At 57.6% G+C, this 18405-nt stretch carries 21 protein-coding genes; 3 read left to right on the top strand and 18 right to left on the bottom strand.

Features of this window, described 5'->3' with window-relative positions:
- Positions 1 to 15 precede the first annotated feature (15 nt).
- Genes C4S72_RS00180 through C4S72_RS00110 form a run of 16 tightly spaced genes read right to left on the bottom strand, consistent with a single transcriptional unit; the run spans position 16 to position 12734 of the window.
- Positions 16 to 465 (bottom strand): ApeP family dehydratase, encoded by a 450-nt coding sequence (locus C4S72_RS00180; protein WP_104001076.1) that lies wholly within the window; start codon positions 463 to 465, stop codon positions 16 to 18.
- Positions 449 to 1645, bottom strand: coding sequence for a beta-ketoacyl-ACP synthase (locus C4S72_RS00175; protein WP_104001075.1), 1197 nt, complete (start codon positions 1643 to 1645; stop codon positions 449 to 451). The genes C4S72_RS00180 and C4S72_RS00175 overlap by 17 nt, the downstream gene beginning before the upstream one ends.
- Complete coding sequence (locus C4S72_RS00170) at positions 1642 to 2184, bottom strand: DUF3261 domain-containing protein (RefSeq protein WP_104001074.1); 543 nt, start codon at positions 2182 to 2184, stop codon at positions 1642 to 1644. The genes C4S72_RS00175 and C4S72_RS00170 overlap by 4 nt, the downstream gene beginning before the upstream one ends.
- Complete coding sequence (locus C4S72_RS00165; protein ID WP_104001073.1) at positions 2181 to 3419, bottom strand: NAD(P)/FAD-dependent oxidoreductase; 1239 nt, start codon at positions 3417 to 3419, stop codon at positions 2181 to 2183. Before C4S72_RS00165 ends, C4S72_RS00170 begins: the two co-directional genes overlap by 4 nt.
- On the bottom strand, positions 3419 to 5728 hold the full coding sequence (locus C4S72_RS00160; protein WP_104001072.1) for an MMPL family transporter: 2310 nt from the start codon (positions 5726 to 5728) through the stop codon (positions 3419 to 3421). The genes C4S72_RS00165 and C4S72_RS00160 overlap by 1 nt, the downstream gene beginning before the upstream one ends.
- Positions 5725 to 6270, bottom strand: coding sequence for a LolA family protein (locus C4S72_RS00155; protein WP_104001071.1), 546 nt, complete (start codon positions 6268 to 6270; stop codon positions 5725 to 5727). Before C4S72_RS00155 ends, C4S72_RS00160 begins: the two co-directional genes overlap by 4 nt.
- Positions 6267 to 6674, bottom strand: coding sequence for an acyl-CoA thioesterase (locus tag C4S72_RS00150; RefSeq protein WP_104001070.1), 408 nt, complete (start codon positions 6672 to 6674; stop codon positions 6267 to 6269). Before C4S72_RS00150 ends, C4S72_RS00155 begins: the two co-directional genes overlap by 4 nt.
- Before the next feature lie 54 nt (positions 6675 to 6728).
- Positions 6729 to 7709 (bottom strand): LpxL/LpxP family acyltransferase, encoded by a 981-nt coding sequence (locus tag C4S72_RS00145; protein WP_235008997.1) that lies wholly within the window; start codon positions 7707 to 7709, stop codon positions 6729 to 6731.
- On the bottom strand, positions 7702 to 8457 hold the full coding sequence (locus tag C4S72_RS00140) for a glycosyltransferase family 2 protein (protein ID WP_104001069.1): 756 nt from the start codon (positions 8455 to 8457) through the stop codon (positions 7702 to 7704). The genes C4S72_RS00145 and C4S72_RS00140 overlap by 8 nt, the downstream gene beginning before the upstream one ends.
- Positions 8444 to 8845: an ApeI family dehydratase gene (locus C4S72_RS00135; RefSeq protein WP_104001068.1), complete on the bottom strand. Its 402-nt coding sequence runs from the start codon at positions 8843 to 8845 to the stop codon at positions 8444 to 8446. The genes C4S72_RS00140 and C4S72_RS00135 overlap by 14 nt, the downstream gene beginning before the upstream one ends.
- The gene (locus C4S72_RS00130; protein WP_160115419.1) at positions 8829 to 10199 is read right to left on the bottom strand and encodes an AMP-binding protein; all 1371 of its coding nucleotides are present in this window, start codon (positions 10197 to 10199) and stop codon (positions 8829 to 8831) included. The genes C4S72_RS00135 and C4S72_RS00130 overlap by 17 nt, the downstream gene beginning before the upstream one ends.
- Positions 10196 to 10735, bottom strand: coding sequence for a COG4648 family protein (locus tag C4S72_RS25700; RefSeq protein WP_160115418.1), 540 nt, complete (start codon positions 10733 to 10735; stop codon positions 10196 to 10198). The genes C4S72_RS00130 and C4S72_RS25700 overlap by 4 nt, the downstream gene beginning before the upstream one ends.
- Positions 10736 to 10996 (bottom strand): acyl carrier protein, encoded by a 261-nt coding sequence (locus C4S72_RS00125; protein WP_104001066.1) that lies wholly within the window; start codon positions 10994 to 10996, stop codon positions 10736 to 10738.
- The gene (locus tag C4S72_RS00120) at positions 10996 to 11238 is read right to left on the bottom strand and encodes an acyl carrier protein (RefSeq protein WP_456085535.1); all 243 of its coding nucleotides are present in this window, start codon (positions 11236 to 11238) and stop codon (positions 10996 to 10998) included. Before C4S72_RS00120 ends, C4S72_RS00125 begins: the two co-directional genes overlap by 1 nt.
- Positions 11198 to 12028 carry a lysophospholipid acyltransferase family protein gene (locus C4S72_RS00115; RefSeq protein WP_104001064.1) on the bottom strand — a complete coding sequence of 277 codons (831 nt, stop codon included), beginning with the start codon at positions 12026 to 12028 and terminating at the stop codon, positions 11198 to 11200. Before C4S72_RS00115 ends, C4S72_RS00120 begins: the two co-directional genes overlap by 41 nt.
- Position 12029: 1 nt before the next feature.
- The gene (locus C4S72_RS00110) at positions 12030 to 12734 is read right to left on the bottom strand and encodes a beta-ketoacyl synthase chain length factor (protein WP_160115417.1); all 705 of its coding nucleotides are present in this window, start codon (positions 12732 to 12734) and stop codon (positions 12030 to 12032) included.
- A gap of 235 nt (positions 12735 to 12969) precedes the next feature.
- Here C4S72_RS00110 and C4S72_RS00105 point away from each other — a divergent pair, with 235 nt between their 5' ends.
- Entirely contained in the window at positions 12970 to 13419 is a 450-nt protein-coding gene (locus tag C4S72_RS00105) for an excinuclease ATPase subunit (protein WP_104001062.1), read from the top strand.
- A 142-nt stretch (positions 13420 to 13561) separates the two neighbouring features.
- Entirely contained in the window at positions 13562 to 14131 is a 570-nt protein-coding gene (locus C4S72_RS00100; RefSeq protein ID WP_146071840.1) for a 4'-phosphopantetheinyl transferase family protein, read from the top strand.
- 24 nt (positions 14132 to 14155) lie between these two features.
- Here the strand turns inward: C4S72_RS00100 and zwf are convergent, their stop codons facing one another.
- Positions 14156 to 15631 carry a glucose-6-phosphate dehydrogenase gene (gene zwf, locus C4S72_RS00095; protein WP_104001060.1) on the bottom strand — a complete coding sequence of 492 codons (1476 nt, stop codon included), beginning with the start codon at positions 15629 to 15631 and terminating at the stop codon, positions 14156 to 14158.
- A 161-nt stretch (positions 15632 to 15792) separates the two neighbouring features.
- Between zwf and C4S72_RS00090 the strand changes: the two genes are divergently transcribed.
- A complete protein-coding gene (locus tag C4S72_RS00090) occupies positions 15793 to 16680 on the top strand; it encodes a D-hexose-6-phosphate mutarotase (protein ID WP_104001059.1) in 888 nt (295 codons plus the stop codon).
- A gap of 212 nt (positions 16681 to 16892) precedes the next feature.
- Here the strand turns inward: C4S72_RS00090 and C4S72_RS00085 are convergent, their stop codons facing one another.
- Positions 16893 to 18386: a CoA-acylating methylmalonate-semialdehyde dehydrogenase gene (locus C4S72_RS00085; RefSeq protein ID WP_104001058.1), complete on the bottom strand. Its 1494-nt coding sequence runs from the start codon at positions 18384 to 18386 to the stop codon at positions 16893 to 16895.
- Positions 18387 to 18405: the final 19 nt, after the last annotated feature.

The following is an 18405-nucleotide window of genomic DNA, read 5'->3' as shown; positions in this document are numbered from 1 at the left end:
TTACCTTTCCCTAAACTACTCACCGGACACATAAGCTGTTACATCATCCGGCTGGTACACATTCAATGAGGCCTCGGCCAGCAACCGACCCGCCTCTGCAATCCTGCAATCGAACACCATCAGGCCGTTATCGGCGGTAAATGAATGCTCAGCATAAACGCTCAGCTGCTGCCCGACTGAAAATAAAGAGGTTTCGGCACTATAGCGGCGGGTTCCCACCAGAAAGCCGATGGCAGGCTCCCGGCCGCTAAGGCGTTCCTGCAGCCCGGCGTGAGCGCCGATGGTCTGAGCCATATACTCAATTCCAACCCAGGCGGGCACGCCCTTTTCAGTGCAGAACAGAGAACAGCTTTCGATGGCTACCGATGTTTCGATCCAGCCATCGCCATGATCAACCAGATCCGATAACAGACTCATCGTGCCAGACTGAGGCACAATCTCGTCAATACTAAACTTCTGCTTCATCGATCCGCCCTAAAACCAACGCAATATTGTTGCCGCCAAAGGCAAAAGAGTTACTCAACACATACTTGGGGCGTGCCAGGCTACCCGGTTTAACCAGATTAACCTGGGGCAGTTCCGCGTCCGGTTCGCCGTCCCAGCAGTGCGGAAGCAGCTCAGTTTCAGCCTTGCTCGCCTCACGCAGCAACTGCCAGCAAAAAGCCGCCTCGATGGCACCTGCGGCGCCAAGGGCATGCCCGGTATAGGGTTTCGTGGAGCTCACACTCGCCTGCGGACCGAATAACCCGTTCACCGCTCTCGCCTCCATCTGGTCATTCAGCGGCGTCGCTGTTCCATGAAGGTTGATATAACCGATCTGTTCCGGCTGCAGACCCGCATCTTTGAGAGCCGCCGCCATTACCCGCGCAGCGCCGGCACCCTCCGGGTCCGGAGCGGAAATATGATGCGCATCCGAACCCTCCCCTACGCCGAGAAGCGCAATGGAGCCGGGCTCCCGCGTCAACAGAAACAGCGCGCTGCCCTCACCAACGTTGATGCCATCGCGGTTGGCACTGAATGGATTGCAGCGCCGCTGGCTGACCGCTTCGAGGGCGCTGAAGCCGCCTACCGTCAACTCCGATAATGCATCGACGCCACCGGCAATCAAAGCGTCACAGACACCCGCCCTCAATAGTCGCCGCGCCGAGGCCAGAGCTTTTGCGCCCGAGGAACAAGCCGTAGAAACTCCATAAACAGGCCCCTTTGCGCCCAAACAGTGAGCGATGAACTCGGCCGCCTGACCCATCTCCTGACGGCGATAGTCGAAGCAGTCGGGCAACTGTCCCGTTTCATGCGCTGTTTTCATGTCCCTCTCGGTTTCAAGCACACCGGAGGTGCTGGTCCCGATGATCACACCGACCCGATCAGCGCCGAAACGCTCAACCAAAGCGTTTGCCTCTGCTGCTATCTGCTCCAGTGCCGCCAACGCCAGGGCGTTGTTGCGCGACTGCCAGCGACTATCGAACCCGTCGAGCGAGGGTAATGCGGCCCGGCAAACCCCGAGCGGGATTGGCTCCGACTCCGGCGTTCGCGCCGACAGCGTCAGGGAATCCTCGCCACTGAGGATTGTTTGCAGACTCTCGCTGGCCGATGCCCCCGCGGCAGAAACCGTACCGACAGCATTCAGATAGCAATAGTTGTTCATGGTCCGTCCTGCCCTATCCCCTTGATTTGCAGGGAATAACCTTTTTCATGCTGCACTATGCTCGTCACGGCCGGTGATTGCTCCAGGCTGACGACCGGGCGATCATACCAGAGTAGCTGCCGATATCCCGGCCCCGAGTTGACGCTCCAGCCGCTGGCCGATTGCGGATAGGCCTGCAACGCAGCCTCCGGCCAGAGCGAAAACTGCATCAGCGCCACCATTTCAGCCACCGGCAGCGGCACCTCGGCGCGCCAGTTGATGCTGAGCGAACCCTCATCCGAGTAGCGGTAATCAACAACGGGCTGCCCCGATGCCATCAGCACAGTGCCCTGCAGTTCCTCCCCGTCGAGTCTCAATATGCTGAGCGCGCTGACCTGCCGGCCGGACTTCTCCAGCGTCACCTGCTGCTTAAGCAGCTGACGGGGTCCATCGTAGGCCGCCATCGGCAGCAGTAACAGATCCGGCACCGCCGGCCGCGTCGGTTTGACACCACACCCGGCCAACAGCACCAACGCGCTCAGTAGCAAAACCCGAATCATGCACGCGCCCTGCAAATCTCGGCCAGGGTACTGAGCCGCTTGGGGTCTTTGACATAGGGATTCTGCGTATCCCAGGCATAACCGGCCAGAACGGAGCTGATCATCCTCTTAACCTCAGCGTTCTTCTCCGCAGAGAAGATCACATCCTGGAGCCGACCGTCATACCAGCCCAGCACAAACTCCCGGAAGGTATTCACCCCCTGCATCAAGGGCTCCGCGTAGTCTGTATTCCAATCCACTGATTCCCCCCGAAGGTGGCGATCCAGCGCCTTGGCAGCCAGGGAGGCTGATTTCATGGCAATGGTGACCCCGGAGGAAAATACCGGATCGAGAAATTCACCGGCGTTGCCCAGCAGCGCGAAGCCATCACCATGCAGCTGGCTGACGTTGGCCGAATAGCCAACCTGACTCCTGACCTGGGTGTCAAACTCCGCTCCCGCCAGCAACGCGGCAGGCCAGCCCGATTCGCCGATCAGTGTCTTCAGCGTCCTGGCATCATCCTCGCCATAGCGGTCGTAGAATTCCTTGTGCGCCACCACGCCGACGGAAGAACGACCGTCGCTGAAAGGAATAAGCCAGAACCAGACATCCTGATGTTGCGGGTGGACCGTGATCAGAATTTTATTGCGGTCATACTCCTGATCATCGATACGATCTTCCACATGGGTCATGATCGATTTGCGCAGCGGCAGCTCGGATGGACGATCCAGGCCCAACAGCCTCGGCATTACCCGACCAAAACCACTGGCATCCAGCACAAAGCCCGCTTCTATCTGGTAACTCTCACCCGCATCAGTAACCACACTCAGCCTGGAGACGGCGCCGTCGCGTTCGATGGCGGTGACCTCATGGCCGTAGCGAATATCGGCTCCCACCTGTTGGGCTTCATCGGCCAGCACCTGATCGAAGCGAGCCCTGGGGACCTGGAAGGTAGTCCCCGGACCCGGACTGAACTTCTCGGTGAAATCAAAAGCGTCGCGACACTCACCGAACGCGAAGGCAGCCCCGTTTTTAAACTGAAACCCTTCAGCCTCGACCCGCTCTTTCATTCCCGCTTCGGCCAGAAACTCCATGCACTGCGGCAGCAGACTTTCACCGATCGAGAAACGGGGAAAATGCCCTTTTTCCAGCACAACCACGCGATACCCCTGGCGTACCAGCATGGCGGAAACCACGGCACCGGAAGGCCCGGCGCCAATGACAAGCAGATCCACGACTCCGTTCGAACTGTTCACTACCCAAGCTCCTTTAAGGGGTTTTCCTGTCGCATAATGGCGGTCAAGAACCAGACAAAAACAAGGCCCAGTAACACGGTCAGGCCAAAGTGATGAAGTAAAGGTGTGGCGCTAAACGCCAATAAACCAAAGGCTAACAGCGAGGTCAGCATCGATAGGGTGACGGCAAGCCAGGTGTGGGAATCGCCTTTCCCTTCGGCGAGAAAAATCCCCATGTCCAGACCGACCCCGAGCACCAGAAGCAAGCCCAGCAGGTTGAACAGGTTCAAACCGCCACCCAGATGGCTCAATATGCCCGCAACCAGCAGACCAGCAAGCAGAGGCGGCGCGATTACACGCCAGCCTGCCCGGCGATAACGCAACGCCAAAGCTCCCAGCACCAGCAGATAAGCGGCCGCAACCCAGTAACTGATCTGCTCTCGATAGCTGCCAAGCAAGCCGGAAATGTCGGCTACCCGGTCCACATAGAACACACCCTCAACGCCGTTGGCGATATATGCCAGGGCCTCGCCGTCGAGTCTGTCGCTGCCGGAGAGACGAATCATGCTGGCCACACCCTGGTCCACACCTCCAAGCCAGAGACCGGAGGCAGCATCCGCCAGCAGTGATTGCAGCCAGTCATCAAGCTTGAGGTAATCCCCTGCCGCGGATGCCAATGCCTGCTCAGCAGGCGCCTGTAGCTGTGACAGCCCGATACGATCAAAAAAGGATGGCAACTGATGGCTATAAAGACCTCTGACCCGGTCAAGGTTTGCCTGCTGCCGTTGTTGCGAGGGCACCCAGTCACTTAATGCGGAATATTTAAAGCCCGGCTGCGCATCCGCCAGCGGACTCAGCGAAGCCTTGATTCGCTCTTCCCGCTGCAGCAGTGACTCGGCATTCTCCGCCGTCACGATGAAGAAACGGTAGCTGCTATTAAGACTGAGTATCTCGCGCACTTCCTGGTCCTCGTCCAGCAACTGCTCAGACGAGGTCTGCAGCAGACGCAGATCATCCCTGGCAGTGCCCGTAACCAGCAGCACAGCACCAACCAACAACAGAAATGCGGTACAGAAGGCAGCCGACCCGGCAGTCAGACGAGGGATACGGTTAACCAGGTCAACCAGCCGCGCGGCAGCCGCAAGATCGCTGCCTTGTGCTGGCTTCAACAGCACCGGGAACCAAAGCACCACCGCCAGCCAGGCTCCGGTAAGACCCGCCACCGCGAAACAGGCCATCTGCCGCAACCCTGGAAAGGGCGCCAGCGCCTGAGCGCCATAGGCCAGCAGGCTTGAGACCCCGCCGAGCGCCAGCCCGGCAATTATCCTGGGTAGCACCGACGCCCTGCCTGCGGCTTCCCGCGCAGCCATGTAGTGCAGCGCGTAATCCACCGATACGCCTACCAGCCCGGCTCCGAAAGCCAGGGTCACAAGATGCAGTCGGCCAAAGATCAATGAAGTGATGGCGGCGGCGAACAGGCAGCCCGCCGCCACCGGTACCAGAACGACAACAGGTGCGCTGATCCGGCGAAACGCCAGCAGCACCAGCAAAACCACACCGATTACCGAAACCAGACCGATGGTCGAAATCTCCGACCGTGCCTGCTTAGCCCCCTCGGCAGCATGCAGAACAACACCGGATATCAGCAAGCGCCCACCCTGCGCCGACAACTCACTGCGCATCTGCTGCAGTTCAGGGACCAGGGACTGCTGCAGACCGAGCTCAAACGGATCGCCATCCAGTCGGGCCGATATCAGGTAAGTGGGTATTTCCTTGGAACTGAGCCGCATCAAGCCGCGATCAGCCACCACGGTATCGTTACTTAGCCCGGCCAGGTACTGGGGCAGCAACGCAAATGGATCGGCGACCGGATCGATACCGCCCGCCCCCATCGGACTGAGTAGACGCCTCAGCCCCGCCTGTACCAGCTCAGCCTCTTCTCCCCGGTCCAGCCTTTCGCGAACTGACTGCGCCAGGACCTGGTAGCGCCAGGGTGTGTAAAAGGAGTTCACCTGCCCCAGCCGACGCGCATCGATCTGCCAGTCAACAGAGGCGATACGCGGCTGGTTCTGCAGCCGACGCACGATCCGGTCCACTGCATCCCGTGCACGGTCCGCCTGCTCATGCTGTACCAGCAGAAGCAGACGTGAGGAGTAATCCTCATCAAGGCGCTGCAGCGCTTTTTCGCGCGCGGGCTTGGCATCGAAATGGGGCAGCAGTGAGAGAATGCTCGTATCGACCGCCTGGCGTTGCTGCCAGGCCAGCAGGCAGACAGAAACCAGTACCAGTGCCCAGCCAAGTGCCGCAGCGCGAGTCCAACCTTTTATCACGGCTGCAGATCACTCAGCTCAATATGCACCACGTCGCCGCCGGCCTCATGCAGGTCCATTGCTGTCAGGTAGCGCCCGCCAGCCAGATCGATTTGCTGTATCGCAGAAGCCAACGTTTCTTCCCGCGGAAACAGCACCACCTGCCAGCGGTTATCAACCAGCTCGCCCTCGATGCGAAAATGCTGTTCCAGCGCTTCCCAGTCCGCACTTAACAGCGCAAAGAAGATATCACTGATCATCTTCATAACCGGCGTTTTATCTTCCGGCAGGCTGCCGTCATCGCTGTGAATACCCTCAGGCGTCAGAATCAATTCCGACGCCAACGGCTCCAGCGTGGTCCAGCGGATCTCCCCGCCTTTCTCGTAGCTGAAAGTGCCAGTTGAGGTGATCGAGGCATCCAGGGACTTCAGAAAACGGGTCTGGGTAAACTCCCCTTTAAGAGTCTCAGGGGACTCGGCGTACTCCCCCAGCTCTTCAAAATCCAATGCATGGGAGAGTGAGGGCAGGCAGAGCAGCAGGCAGATCAGCAGAAAACGTTTCAAGGCGTCACTCCCAGGCGTTCAAACAGTACGGGCGGCGACACGTACTGCATCTCCCCGCTCTCAAGTTCGACAGCAACCTGAACGGTATGCCCCCGAGTCAGGCGCTCGCCCGTCGCGCTATCACGAAGGGTGTAAGCGACCTTAAGGCGGTTTTCCCACTCAACCAGTTTCGCCTCCACCTTGATAACCTGCTGGAACCTCAGCGGCTTGGCGTAGCGGATATGCAGATCGATCACGGGCCAGGCGTAGCCGGACGCTTTCATCTGCGGATAGTTGTAATCGATGCTATCGAGCAACGCACAGCGGGCGATTTCCAGATAACGGACATAGTGGCCATGCCAGGCCACCTCCATCATGTCCACATCATGAAAGGGGATCTCGATCTCGACCGTTTTGCTAATCATGGGGAGGTTCTCCGTACTGCAGTATCTCGGCGGTCAACCGGCAGAGATAGTTGGTCACGACTTATGGCCGAATCCATTGCTCTCATCCATTTCCGGCCCGGCGTCGGACCTGACCGGCTGCTCACCCCAAAACGGGAAGAAGTTAAACCACTGCAAAGGGGCTTTCATTGCGTAATGCTCAAGCCGGGTCGCGAACTGCTGGACACAGGTGTCCAGCGCCTGCTGACGGCTTTTACGCGGCAGCTCAACCCGGTCGGCGAAAGGCTCGAGATAGATTCGATACCCCTCTTTCTGTTTCAAACAAAACATCAGAAACACGGGGCAACGCAGCAGGCTGGCCAGAATAAACGGCCCCTGCGGGAAAGGCGCCTGCGCGCCAAGGAAATTCACTCGGGATACCCGCTCCTCTCCGTTCACTGGAGTACGGTCTCCGGCAATCACCACATACTCCCCCGCTTCGACCCGCTCTGAGAGCAGCATCGCCGTGGCCGGAGTCATTTCGGTTACCTGCATCAAATCGATGGGCGCTTCCGGCGCCATCTTGGCCAGCAATGCGTTGAATTTGGCGGCATGACGCGTATGCACCAGAATTGTCAGGCGGATATCGGGCAGGTGATAAGCCAACGCGCGACAGATTTCGATGTTACCGAGGTGGGATACAACGATTAGCCCACCCTGTCTGCTTTTATCAAGCTGGCTGATCGCCGCTTCGTCTTCGAAGCTCACATCCTCACGGCTTATGCGCCCCATCCAGACGAGGAACTTGTCGAGTATCGACTCGCCAAAAGTAACGAAGTGCCTCAGGCCCGCCAGCTTCGCTGGCAGCTGCTCTGGCACCTGAGCGCGCATCCGTTGCAGATATTCCCCGGACGCTCCGCGCGCAACAGAGCGGCTGAGGTAGTAATAAACCATCAACGGCCATAGCACGACACGAAAGGCGGTTCGCCCGAACAGCCTATAGATGCCGAGCAGAATTTTCATACCGAGCAGCGTTCCGGACTCATTGATGCTGGCCCAATGCGAGCGCTTATCCACCAGCGAGTCTCCTGCCCAGCAAACGCGGCAGGCGCCACAGCATCCCGAAGAAGAGCCGGGCATGCATGGCCGATATCAGCACGTTGTCGCGAAACAGGCGAAAGTGAGAGACGCCATCGAGCGGATAGTGAACTCTGACCGGTTCATTAATAATAGGTCGCGCAGACCAGCACCAGTGCACCAGTACCTGAGTATCGAACTCCATCCGATCGCCCGTATTCGCCCCGTCGAGTACAAGGTTCACCTGAGCGACTGGATAGACCCGAAAGCCGCACATGGAGTCCTTGATCTGCAGTGACAGTGTGTTGATCCAGACCCATACATGGGTCAGGTAGCGGGCCAGGTAACGGCTACGGGGAACACTGTCATCATATTCCGGGTATCCGGTAATCAACGCCTCGGGCGACTGCTCTGCACTGGAGACCAGGTTGGGCAGTCGCTCGATATCGTGCTGGCCATCCGCATCCACCTGCACCGCGTGGGTGAAACCTTGAGATTCCAGCGCCGTCAGACCCGCTTTAACCGCAGCGCCCTTGCCACTGTTCTGCTCGAGCCGCAACAGGGATACCTGCGCGCGGTGCTCCCGCTCCAGCGCCTGCAGCACGTCCCGACAAGGCGCGTCTGAGCCATCATCGACCAGCAGCACCGGATAACCGAATGCGAGTACCGAACGCAGCGTCGGCCCGATCGCCTCCTCATGGTCGTAGACGGGAATCAATATCGCGAAACGCATTTTACCCTTTTGCATAACAGAGTCTGCCGGAGGAGTACTGGATATCGCCATCGCTGTAGCTAAAGCTCAAACGCGCGCGCTCGGGGTCGTAGGCAAGCTGCAGATTCAGTTCATCGCCAGGGCGGGCAAGGCTCTGAAACTTGACCCGCTCCATGCCTGAAAACTGTTCCAGCTGAACCAGATGTTCACAAGCAAGCTGGTGCGCCCAGTGCAACTGGACCACACCCGGCAAGATAGGAACCGCATCAAAATGACCGTCAAAATAGATCAGTTCCTCAGGCAGCCGAATACGCAGCCTTACCCCTTGATCCTGCGGTTCAATAGCCAGCAGTTCCGGGCGTTCTACGGTGCCCGTTTCAATCTGGGCTTCGTTTCCCAAAGCCTGCTCATTCCGGCTTGTCATTAAACAGCTCCTGCAGCGCCTGCTGGGTGACTTTGCCCTGGCGGTTCCAGGGCAGCTCATCCACCACCCGCCAGCGACGTGGAATCACAACCGCTTCAAAGTTATCGCTCAACAGACGTTTAAGCCCGTTGATAAATTCCTGCCGTCCCTGACGCTGATAGTCATCCTGCCCGGCATCGGTCAGCTCCAGCACAATGCCAAGTTCCTCACGCCCCTTTTGCAGTACCGTTGCTCTTACTTTGTCGATCCCTGGGACAGCTTCCAAGAATGCTTCCATCGCCGTGAGCGACACCCGTTTCCCCTCGACCTTGACGATACGGTCGGCACGGCCTCTCAGGCGGAAAACGCCGCCTTCCCCGCACTCGATTCGATCGGCCAGGGTATCCCAGTCCATACTGGGCAGATGTCCGGATGAGAGTTCAAGCACCCCCTCCTCGCTGGCACGTACCTGTATTCCCGGTAACGGTATCCAGGGAGCATCCCCAGAATCGTCCTGCACTCGCCAGGCGATACCACCGGTTTCGGAGCTGCCGTAGATCTCGATAACGTCGGTTTTCAATCGGGCCTGTACCGCCAGGCTGGCTTTAGCCGCCAAAGGCGCCGCCGAGGAAAAGATACGCCGGCAGCTCGCGGCCAGCAGGCTGAACGCTTCGGACTCAGGCAGACGCTGCAGATGGGAGGGACTGCTCACCAGTACATGGGCGCGGTACTCCCCTGCAACGCGCTGCAGATCCTCCATGAAATGGCACAGCCGCCTCTCAAAGGGGGCGCCATCGTAGAGTGGCCGCAGAATACGGAACAGCAGACCGTAGATATGCTGATGGCTGACGGTGGACACAACCACTTCGTCGGGCCGGTACGGCCAGATACCGGCATGGGCCTTCAGCTCAGCCGTCAGTTGCGCCAACGTTTTGGTGATCGCCTGGGGCTCCCCGGTCGAACCGGAGGTATAGACCTCGATCACCACATCATCCGGGGCCGGGAGCTGATAGGAGCACGCTGCCTCGGCCGCTGCCGAATCAAACGAAAGGGCTTCTTCCCAATCCCCCAGCGCGCCGCTGACTCGCGGTGCCAGACGCTGCTGAGTGCCCACGAGGTTGTCGCCGGGAATACAGGCGGTTTTCCCGCTGAACCAGAGCGCGAGCAGCTGTGCCGAAAACTCCACCGGGTCCAGGTTGTACAACACCCAGGTTTTGCCGGAGGGTTGCTGCTGTACCACGCGACACCAGGTATCGACCAGGTCATTAAACTGGGCACGTTTAAACGGTACACCCCGGTCTACCGCGATAACGTCGTCGCTATCCCTATCCAACAGTGCGGCAATCCAGTCATTGGCCAGCTCCGCTTTACTCATCCCTGTTTCTCCCTGACCCAACGCCGGACCAACAATTCGCCCAGCATCAGCATACCCACCAATAGATACGAAATAAGGCCGTTGTATAACGCCCAAAGCTGATCGTCGTTGGATAACACCGTCGCCATGGCAATGGTCGCATTCGCCGCGAAAAAGACGGTCCATACCCGCGTAACCTGACGCGTATATCTGACCCCCTCGGGCGGAAGATCCGGCTCTTTCAGGCGAGCGATGCGTTCAACCAATGTGGGTCCCTTGATAAGGCTCGACCCAAACAGCAACAGCATCGCCAGGCTCATCAGCACCGGGTATAGCTTCATGCTCTGCTCTGCAGGCAGGATCAACGAGAGCACCGCCAGCAGCAGGGTTGCTGCCACCAATGTCCAACGCTCAGCCGGCTGTCTGCTGGCAATGGCACGCCAGAGCAGAAGGCCGAACATCAGCGATAAAAACCAGCCCGGCTGCACCCGGTCGATAAGGAAATAGACCAGCGCCGGGTAAAGCACCGACAGCAGTACCAACAACACTTTGCCCATTTAGGCGACCGCGTCTCCGTTAACCAGCTTATCGACCTCGACAACTACGTCCTGCACTGTGCGCACGGACTTGAAGTCCTCGGGCTGAATCCGTTTGCCGGTGATCTTTTTCAACTCAACAATCAGATCGACCGCATCGATACTGTCGATATCCAGATCCTGATAAAGGTTGGCTTCGGGTTTTACCTCTGCGGCATCCACCTCGAAAAGCTCCACCAGGATATTGCGGATACGCTCATAGATTTCTTCAGTGCTCTTCATTACTTCTCCCCGCTCAGGGTTCCTTCAGCCGCAACCAGTTCAGCCAGTGCATTGACGCTGGCAAAGTGCTTTCGAGTGTCCTCGGAATCGGCATTTAACTTAACGCCGTAACGCTTTTGAATTGCTAAGCCAAGCTCCAGTGCATCAATGGAATCCAGTCCCAAGCCTTCACCAAACAGCGGATCTGCATCGACGATCTCGTCAGGCGTTATATCCTCCAGATCCAGCACGTCGATAATCATTTTTTTGAGTTCCAGGTGCAGACTGCTCATGGAGCGAAACCTCTTGATTGAAATATTCAGTTAAATGTCTTGTCAGTGAGCGCGCCGCGCGTGACGCCACCGTATTTTCTACAAACGGCGCAACAGGGATTAGCGGTTTTACACTGATCTGAAAACGAACCCGGGATCGAGGCACCTGGTACCAGCGATCCTGCTTGGTCAGCGTGGTTGGCGCGCAGTGAATAATAACCGGGGTGATATCGGTGTTGCAGCGCACAGCAACCTGGGAGGCCCCGCGGCGCAGCGCCAGGGGCTCGCCAGGCTGGGTTCTTGTACCTTCGGGGAAAACGATCAGAGTGTCGCCGCGCGCCATGGCGCGGTTGGCCTGTTCGATCACATCCTCCTGATCATGATTAAGGATATATCCCGCCTGCATAATCGGCCCTCGGGTCCAGATGTGACGCAACAGGCGCCCCTTAACCACACAGTTGGCATTGGGGATTAAGGCGATAAGAAAAACCACATCCAGCAATGAGGGATGATTCGCCAGCACCAGCCTCGCACCCTTCAGTGCTTCCAGGTTTTCCGTCCGATAACTCAGCACGCCGAGGAAACGCATCAGCCGGATATAGAACAGGAAGGTGCGGTGAACTACTTTTTTCGCGCGCCGCTGACGCTTCTCCGAACTGCCGGGAATCAAACGCAGCAACGGGAAAACCACCAGGCTTAAGAAGACGCCACCAATACCAAACAGCAGAAAGCTGAACGCAGTCCCGAGCCAGCGCCAGCCCCAGTCAATCCGCGCGAGCATGCTAGACACCAAGCCCTCTCAAAACCCATGGATAATCACCATTGCTGAGCACGACTTGCTTGTCATGGCCTTCCAGGAACGGTAACAGCGAACCCACTATGTTCTGAGTATTCTGCACTGATCCGCAATCAGCAGCTGTCCGAGTAAGTTGTAGAGAAGCAAGAGTATCTTGTGAACGTTCGAGCAATAGTGCCACAGCCCAGGTCTGAGAAGGCCCGTCGGCATATTGATAAAACTCTGGTACCGGCGCATCCCCAAACATACAAAGTACACTGGGGTAATCTGCAAGCTGCGCACCCGCCTCAAGCAAAACTGACTGAAGAAGATTCCCTGAGCAGGCCAGCGCCGTCACAGAGCTTACATCACGTCTGGCGATGGAAAAAATGCCCGGAATGGCGTTGTGTACAGACAGGCTGAAACTCGTGGGCGATAGAGGCTCTTCGGATGAAAGGCTCAGAAGAAGTTTGAGCGTTTTTTCAGCATCGCCGTGCCGGGAGGCATAAACGACCGGTACACTGATCCCCTCAGGGAGAATTTTTAATGCTGTAGCAACGACATGCCTGCCAAACGGAGAAAGGCGCCTACGCAGCATCGCGGGGAGGGAGGAAACAGAATCAACACTGGCCGTTCCAGTATCGTCGTGTGAGCGCCAATGCAGGGTATCTTCGCTGACAAGCGACCAGGATTTAAGACCGAAATTTAACAAGAAAATCCCTTTACAGCATTAGCATCCGACGCGGATTTGAAGCTTTAATTCTTTGACGAGAGCCAGCAATGAACTGCTGACTAACGTCTCCAATTGTTTACAGCTAAACAATGTATGTTAGCTTTTTCCCCACACCCATTAAAGCAATTAGTGCGGGGTTGTTAGCGATGTGCCGTCTGGGCATATAATGCCATTCTTAACCGATAATTGAACTATCACATTAGAAAGGACTCAAATGAAGGTTTTTAAGTTGGCTGTTTCATCTATAGCCCTCAGTCTGGCCCTTGTATCTACCCAAGCTTACAGCCGCGATACTGAACACCACCTGTCTATCCAGGAAGCACTGCAGAGTTCCGATTTCAAGGACAAGCTGGATCCGAGTATCAAGCTCTATTTCGGCAGTCAAGGTCATAGTCAGGTCTCCAGTCGTATTGCTTCGGGCGTGGTGACCAACAAGAAGACAAACGCCTTTGCCAAATCCGATGAAGAGGCGTGCCGCTGGGTATTCCTCTCAGCTCTGCTGGCACTACAGGAGAGAGCCAAAAACGACGGTGGCAATGCGGTTATCAATATCAACAGCTTCTACAAAAGAGAGCTGATGCAGAGCAACACCGACTATGAGTGTCACGCCGGTGCAATCATGGCAGGTGTGGCATTGAAAGGTGATGTTGTCACGGTTAAATAACGCCGAGGTGCGGGTCTGGCTGACCCGCACCAACGCGAGACCAATCAACGAGCTGCTCGCACTCCTCGAGCCCACCCTTTCGGATTCGGAAAGAGCCCGCCTGGGCAAAATCCTTTCGCCCCGCAGACGCAAAGAGTACCTGATGGCTCGCGCGCTGATGCGCCATGCGCTAGGCAGTGAACATCAGGAGGTCTGGGAGACCTTAAGATTTTACGAAACCGGCGCTCGGCCGGAGATTTCATCGGCGCGCAAGGATATAGAGTTCAGCCTGAGTCACAGTCGTCAATTGCTTTGTATGGCAATTGGAGGCAGTCCTGTTGGCATAGACTGCGAATGGCGCGGCAGGAAATTTCGCCCCGAACTTAACGAATACCTAAACTCCGCAGACGACAGAGCCGTACTCGCAAGGCTTGGCCAACTCGCAGAGGATGAACACCCAGTGTTCAGCTGGTGCCTGCGGGAAGCCTGGTACAAAGCAAGCGCCCAACACCAGAAGACCGCGGCTGCGGCAATCCCGCTGCGCCGAATACTAGACTCGGGCTGGCAGTTTCAGATTTTCCGAATCAGCAACCACTTCGGTGTTATTGCTGCCCAGCAGAAGTTTAAGGTCGAAGCGCTTTACTGTTCGCCTTTCCGGTACGAGCTCAGCCTTAATACTTTAGAGCACGACAGAATCGATCACGACAAGATCGTAGAAGCCACCCGCCCCTGATCATTGCAGGAAGCAGATACCTGACTACCCCTCATGCCAGGAACGCCCATCTCTCTCGATCAGGGCGATAGAACCGATCGGCCCCCAGCTGCCGGCCGAGTATGGGCGCACCTCGTCTCCGCTGTCGTACCAGGCTTTGATCAGACCATCGCACCACTGCCAGGAGGCTTCCACCTCGTCCCGGCGTACAAACAGTGACTGGTTGCCTCGCAGGGCTTCAAGAATCAGGCGTTCGTATGCATCGGGCGTGCGGCGATCCTCTTCACCTTCGGAAAAATTGAGATGCAGGCCACGGCTCTGCAGTGCCATCCGTTTGTCGAGACTCTGCTCCTTGGTGACCACCTGCAGACGTATACCCTCGTCCGGCTGCAAGCGGATGATGAGTTTGTTGGTCACCATGCTCTTCTGTTTCGGGTCGAAGATGTAGTGCGGCTGGTTGCGGTAGACCACAACAATCTCCGACATCTTGGTCGGCATACGTTTACCGGTACGCAGATAGAAGGGTGTGCCGGCCCAGCGCCAGTTATCGATATTGAGCCGCAGGGCAACGAAGGTCTCGGTGTTACTTTTGCCCTTGCTGCCCTCCTCTTCGGTATAACCTGGGCAGCCCTGCCCCTGGATCGCACCGGCGGTGTACTGTCCACGCACCGCACGCTTGAACACATCCTCGGCTGCGATCGGGCGTAGCGCCCTCAGCACCTTGAGTTTCTCGTCACGGATACCGTCGGCGGTGAGCTGGCTGGGTGGATCCATCGCCACCATGCAGAGCAGCTGCAGCAGGTGGTTCTGCACCATATCGCGCATCTGCCCGACCTTGTCGTAGTAGCTCCAGCGCCCCTCGATACCGACGGTTTCCGCCACGGTAATCTGCACATGATCGATATGGTTCTGGTTCCACTGAGAGCCGAAGAGGTTGTTGGCAAAGCGCAGCGCAATCAGGTTCTGCACGGTCTCTTTGCCGAGGTAATGATCGATACGGTAGATGCGGCTTTCATCGAAATATTTGCAGACGGTATCGTTGATGACGATGGAGGTTTCCAGGTCATGACCGATAGGCTTCTCCAGTATGATCCGACTGGTGTCACTGATCGCCCCGGCGGCATCGAGACGCTGGCAGATCTCGCCGAAAAACGCCGGCGGCGTGGCCAGGTAGTTCACCATCACCCGCTGTTCATGATCGATCAGTTCCGCCAGGGCCTGGTAGCCCGCATCCTCGGTAAACTCGAGCTCGACAAATTCCACCCGCTGCAGAAAATCGGCACAGGCACTGCCCTTCAGATCCGCCGGTTTAACGTAACGGTTCAGCGTCGCGCTGACCTCATCACGAAAGGCTTCGACACTCTTACAATCCCTGGCGACGCCGATAATCCGCGTTTCGGCATTGAGCAGGTCATTACGGTGCAGCTGGAACAGTGAAGGCAACAATTTGCGCATCGACAGGTCGCCACGGGCGCCAAAGAGAACGAAATCGGTGGGGTAGGACTTGTCCAGATCGATCATACCGGGAGTGCTCCTATCTACTCTTCGTTACCTAGACAGTATCACAGCGGTACCAGATAGAAAGTCCTGCACAGCAGCAGGCTGCCGCTTTGTTATACTTCGCGCAGATAGGATCAATAGTGCCGGAATCCAGCCGGCCACAGACAGCCAGGGAGCTACCCATGTTCGAACCCTTTACCCTGCCAGGCCGCGTGCGTTTTTACCCCGGTGAAGGTCAATTGCCGGAGTGTGAGCTGACAGGCCCAGGCGGCCGCACCAGGATCAGCCTGCAGGGCGCCCAGGTGCTCAGTTACGAACCTGAAGGTCAGCAGGATCTGTTCTGGCTCAGCTCCACCAGCCGATATCAGCCCGGCAAGGCGATTCGTGGTGGTATCCCGGTCTGCTGGCCCTGGTTCGGCGATCATCCGGACAACCCCGAACTGCCAGCGCACGGCTTTGCCCGCACCACACTCTGGGAGGTGCGTTCCAGCTATGCCGATAACGAGGTCACCCGTCTGCAACTGGGCCTGACCGACTCTCCAAGCAGTGAACAGCTCTGGCCCTGGCAGTTCGAACTGATTCTGGAGATCGAACTGGGCGAGCAGCTGGTGCTGTCGCTTACCACCACCAACACCGGCGCCCAGTCGTTCATCATCACCGAGGCGCTGCACAGCTATTACGCGGTGGGCGCTGCAGACAACCTGCGCATTGAAGGACTGAAAGCACACCGCTACCAGGACAAGCTTGAGGACTTCGCGGTGAAAACCCAGGAGCAGGAGCTTGAGCCCCAGCCCCCGCTGGACCGGGTTTATGATACTGATGAGCCGGTCACCCTGATCGATCCCCTGCTTAAACGCCGCATCCGGATCGACAAGGAAGCCAGCGCCTCTACCATCGTCTGGAATCCGGGGGCAGAGATCGCCGCCGGTATGGCCGATGTGGGCAGCGGTGAAGAGACCGGGTTTATCTGTATCGAAGCAGGCAACGCCCGGGAAAGGATCATCCGCCTGGCCCCGGAAGAAAGCCACTGCATGAAGATGAGTGTCGGTGTTGAGGCTATCGAGGACTGAAATCGCCGGAATAATCAGTGCGGCAAGTATCACGCAGATGTGAAAGAGGGGACCCTAAGGCCCCCTCTCCAGAAGTTACGAAGGACAACCGAGACGGTTGAAATCCGCCCTCACAGTATACCTGCCAGGGCTTTACGCCGCTATCGTCCCTCTATTCCCTAGCCCTTCCATTCCCTAGCCCTGGAAAGAGCCCTCAGCTAGGGAAAGAGCCTTCAGCTAGGAAACGAATACACCACGCCTTCACGCACACCGCTGGACGGCCAGCGCTGGGTGATGGTCTTGCGACGGGTGTAGAAACGCACCGCGTCCGGACCGTAGGCGCTCAAGTCGCCAAACAGGGAACGCTTCCAGCCACCGAAGCTGTGGTAGGAAACAGGCACCGGCAGCGGAACGTTAACGCCAACCATGCCGACCAGGATATTGTCGGTGAAGTAGCGTGCCGCTTCGCCGTCACGGGTAAAGATGCAGGTACCGTTACCGTATTCGTGATCGTTGATCAGCTTGATCGCCTCTTCCAGGCTATCCACACGCACAACCGCCAGCACTGGGCCGAAGATCTCGTCGGTGTAGATGCTCATGTCAGGAGTGACCTTGTCGAAAAGGGTCGCGCCCACGAAGTAGCCGTTTTCGTGACCCGGTACCACCAGATCGCGACCATCAACCACCAGCTCGGCACCCTGCTCGACACCCGCATCGATGTAGCCTTTGACCTTCTTCTGCGCATCGGCAGTGATCAGCGGGCCCATTTCGTTGCTGTTATCGAGACCGGAACCTACTTTCAGGCCGGCGATCTGTTCCTTCAGCGATGCAACCAGCTTATCGGCGATTTCATCACCCACGGTAACCGCTACAGACAGCGCCATGCAGCGCTCGCCGCAGGAGCCGTAAGCTGCGCCCATCATGGCGTTAACAGCGTTTTCCAGATCGGTATCCGGCATCAGCACGGAGTGGTTCTTGGCGCCGCCCAGTGCCTGGCAACGCTTACCGTTCTTGGCCGCTTCAGAGTAGATGTATTCAGCGATCGGGGTAGAGCCGACAAAGCTTACCGCCTGCACGGTGCTGGAGTGCAGCAGAGTGTCTACCGCTTCCTTGTCACCGTTAACCACGTTCAGCACACCCTTCGGCAGGCCTGCTTCGAGGGCCAGCTCGGCGATCTTCAGCACGCTGCTGGGATCACGCTCCGATGGTTTCAGGACAAAGGTGTTGCCACAGGCAACAGCTGCCGGCCACATCCACAGCGGAACCATCGCCGGGAAGTTAAACGGGGTAATACCGGCAACAACGCCCAGCGGCTGGAATTCACTCCAGCTGTCGATATCAGGACCGGCGTTCTTGCTGTGTTCGCCCTTCAGCAGCTGCGGGATACCGCAGGCAAACTCAACGTTTTCGATACCGCGCTGCAGTTCGCCACGGGCATCGTGCAGAACCTTACCGTGTTCGGTGCTGATCAGTTCGCAGATCTCGTCTGCGTTCTCTTCGAGCAGCATTTTGAAGCGGAACATCACCTGAGCGCGTTTCGCCGGCGGCGTGTTGCGCCAGGCGGGATAAGCGGCAGCGGCGTTGGCGATTGCCTGTTCAACGGTTTCAACGCTGGCCAGCTCGACCGCACCACAGACTTCACCTGTTGAGGGGTTGTAAACGGGCTGTGTACGACCACCGGTGAGAACGCGTTCGCCACCGATCAAATGTCCAACTGTGTTAGTCACCCTGTATCTCCTGTCGCTT

The sequence above is a fragment of the Marinobacterium lutimaris genome (genome assembly GCF_900108065.1).
Classification (GTDB): Bacteria; Pseudomonadota; Gammaproteobacteria; order Pseudomonadales; family Balneatricaceae; genus Marinobacterium_D; species Marinobacterium_D lutimaris.
This window is presented reverse-complemented; position numbering and strand designations above follow the sequence as displayed.

Bases quoted from the DNA above. Each gene is read 5' to 3' on its own strand.
- C4S72_RS00150 (WP_104001070.1), bottom strand. From the start codon at position 6,674: ATGATTAGCAAAACGGTCGAGATCGAGATCCCCTTTCATGATGTGGAC.
- C4S72_RS00140 (WP_104001069.1), bottom strand. From the start codon at position 8,457: ATGCAAAAGGGTAAAATGCGTTTCGCGATATTGATTCCCGTCTACGAC.
- C4S72_RS00170 (WP_104001074.1), bottom strand. From the start codon at position 2,184: ATGATTCGGGTTTTGCTACTGAGCGCGTTGGTGCTGTTGGCCGGGTGT.
- zwf (WP_104001060.1), bottom strand. From the start codon at position 15,631: ATGATCGATCTGGACAAGTCCTACCCCACCGATTTCGTTCTCTTTGGC.
- C4S72_RS00135 (WP_104001068.1), bottom strand. From the start codon at position 8,845: ATGACAAGCCGGAATGAGCAGGCTTTGGGAAACGAAGCCCAGATTGAA.
- C4S72_RS00115 (WP_104001064.1), bottom strand. From the start codon at position 12,028: ATGCTCGCGCGGATTGACTGGGGCTGGCGCTGGCTCGGGACTGCGTTC.
- C4S72_RS00130 (WP_160115419.1), bottom strand. From the start codon at position 10,199: ATGAGTAAAGCGGAGCTGGCCAATGACTGGATTGCCGCACTGTTGGAT.
- C4S72_RS25700 (WP_160115418.1), bottom strand. From the start codon at position 10,735: ATGGGCAAAGTGTTGTTGGTACTGCTGTCGGTGCTTTACCCGGCGCTG.
- C4S72_RS00120 (WP_456085535.1), bottom strand. From the start codon at position 11,238: ATGATTATCGACGTGCTGGATCTGGAGGATATAACGCCTGACGAGATC.
- C4S72_RS00180 (WP_104001076.1), bottom strand. From the start codon at position 465: ATGAAGCAGAAGTTTAGTATTGACGAGATTGTGCCTCAGTCTGGCACG.
- C4S72_RS00125 (WP_104001066.1), bottom strand. From the start codon at position 10,996: ATGAAGAGCACTGAAGAAATCTATGAGCGTATCCGCAATATCCTGGTG.
- C4S72_RS00100 (WP_146071840.1), top strand. From the start codon at position 13,562: ATGGCTCGCGCGCTGATGCGCCATGCGCTAGGCAGTGAACATCAGGAG.
- C4S72_RS00175 (WP_104001075.1), bottom strand. From the start codon at position 1,645: ATGAACAACTATTGCTATCTGAATGCTGTCGGTACGGTTTCTGCCGCG.
- C4S72_RS00105 (WP_104001062.1), top strand. From the start codon at position 12,970: ATGAAGGTTTTTAAGTTGGCTGTTTCATCTATAGCCCTCAGTCTGGCC.
- C4S72_RS00090 (WP_104001059.1), top strand. From the start codon at position 15,793: ATGTTCGAACCCTTTACCCTGCCAGGCCGCGTGCGTTTTTACCCCGGT.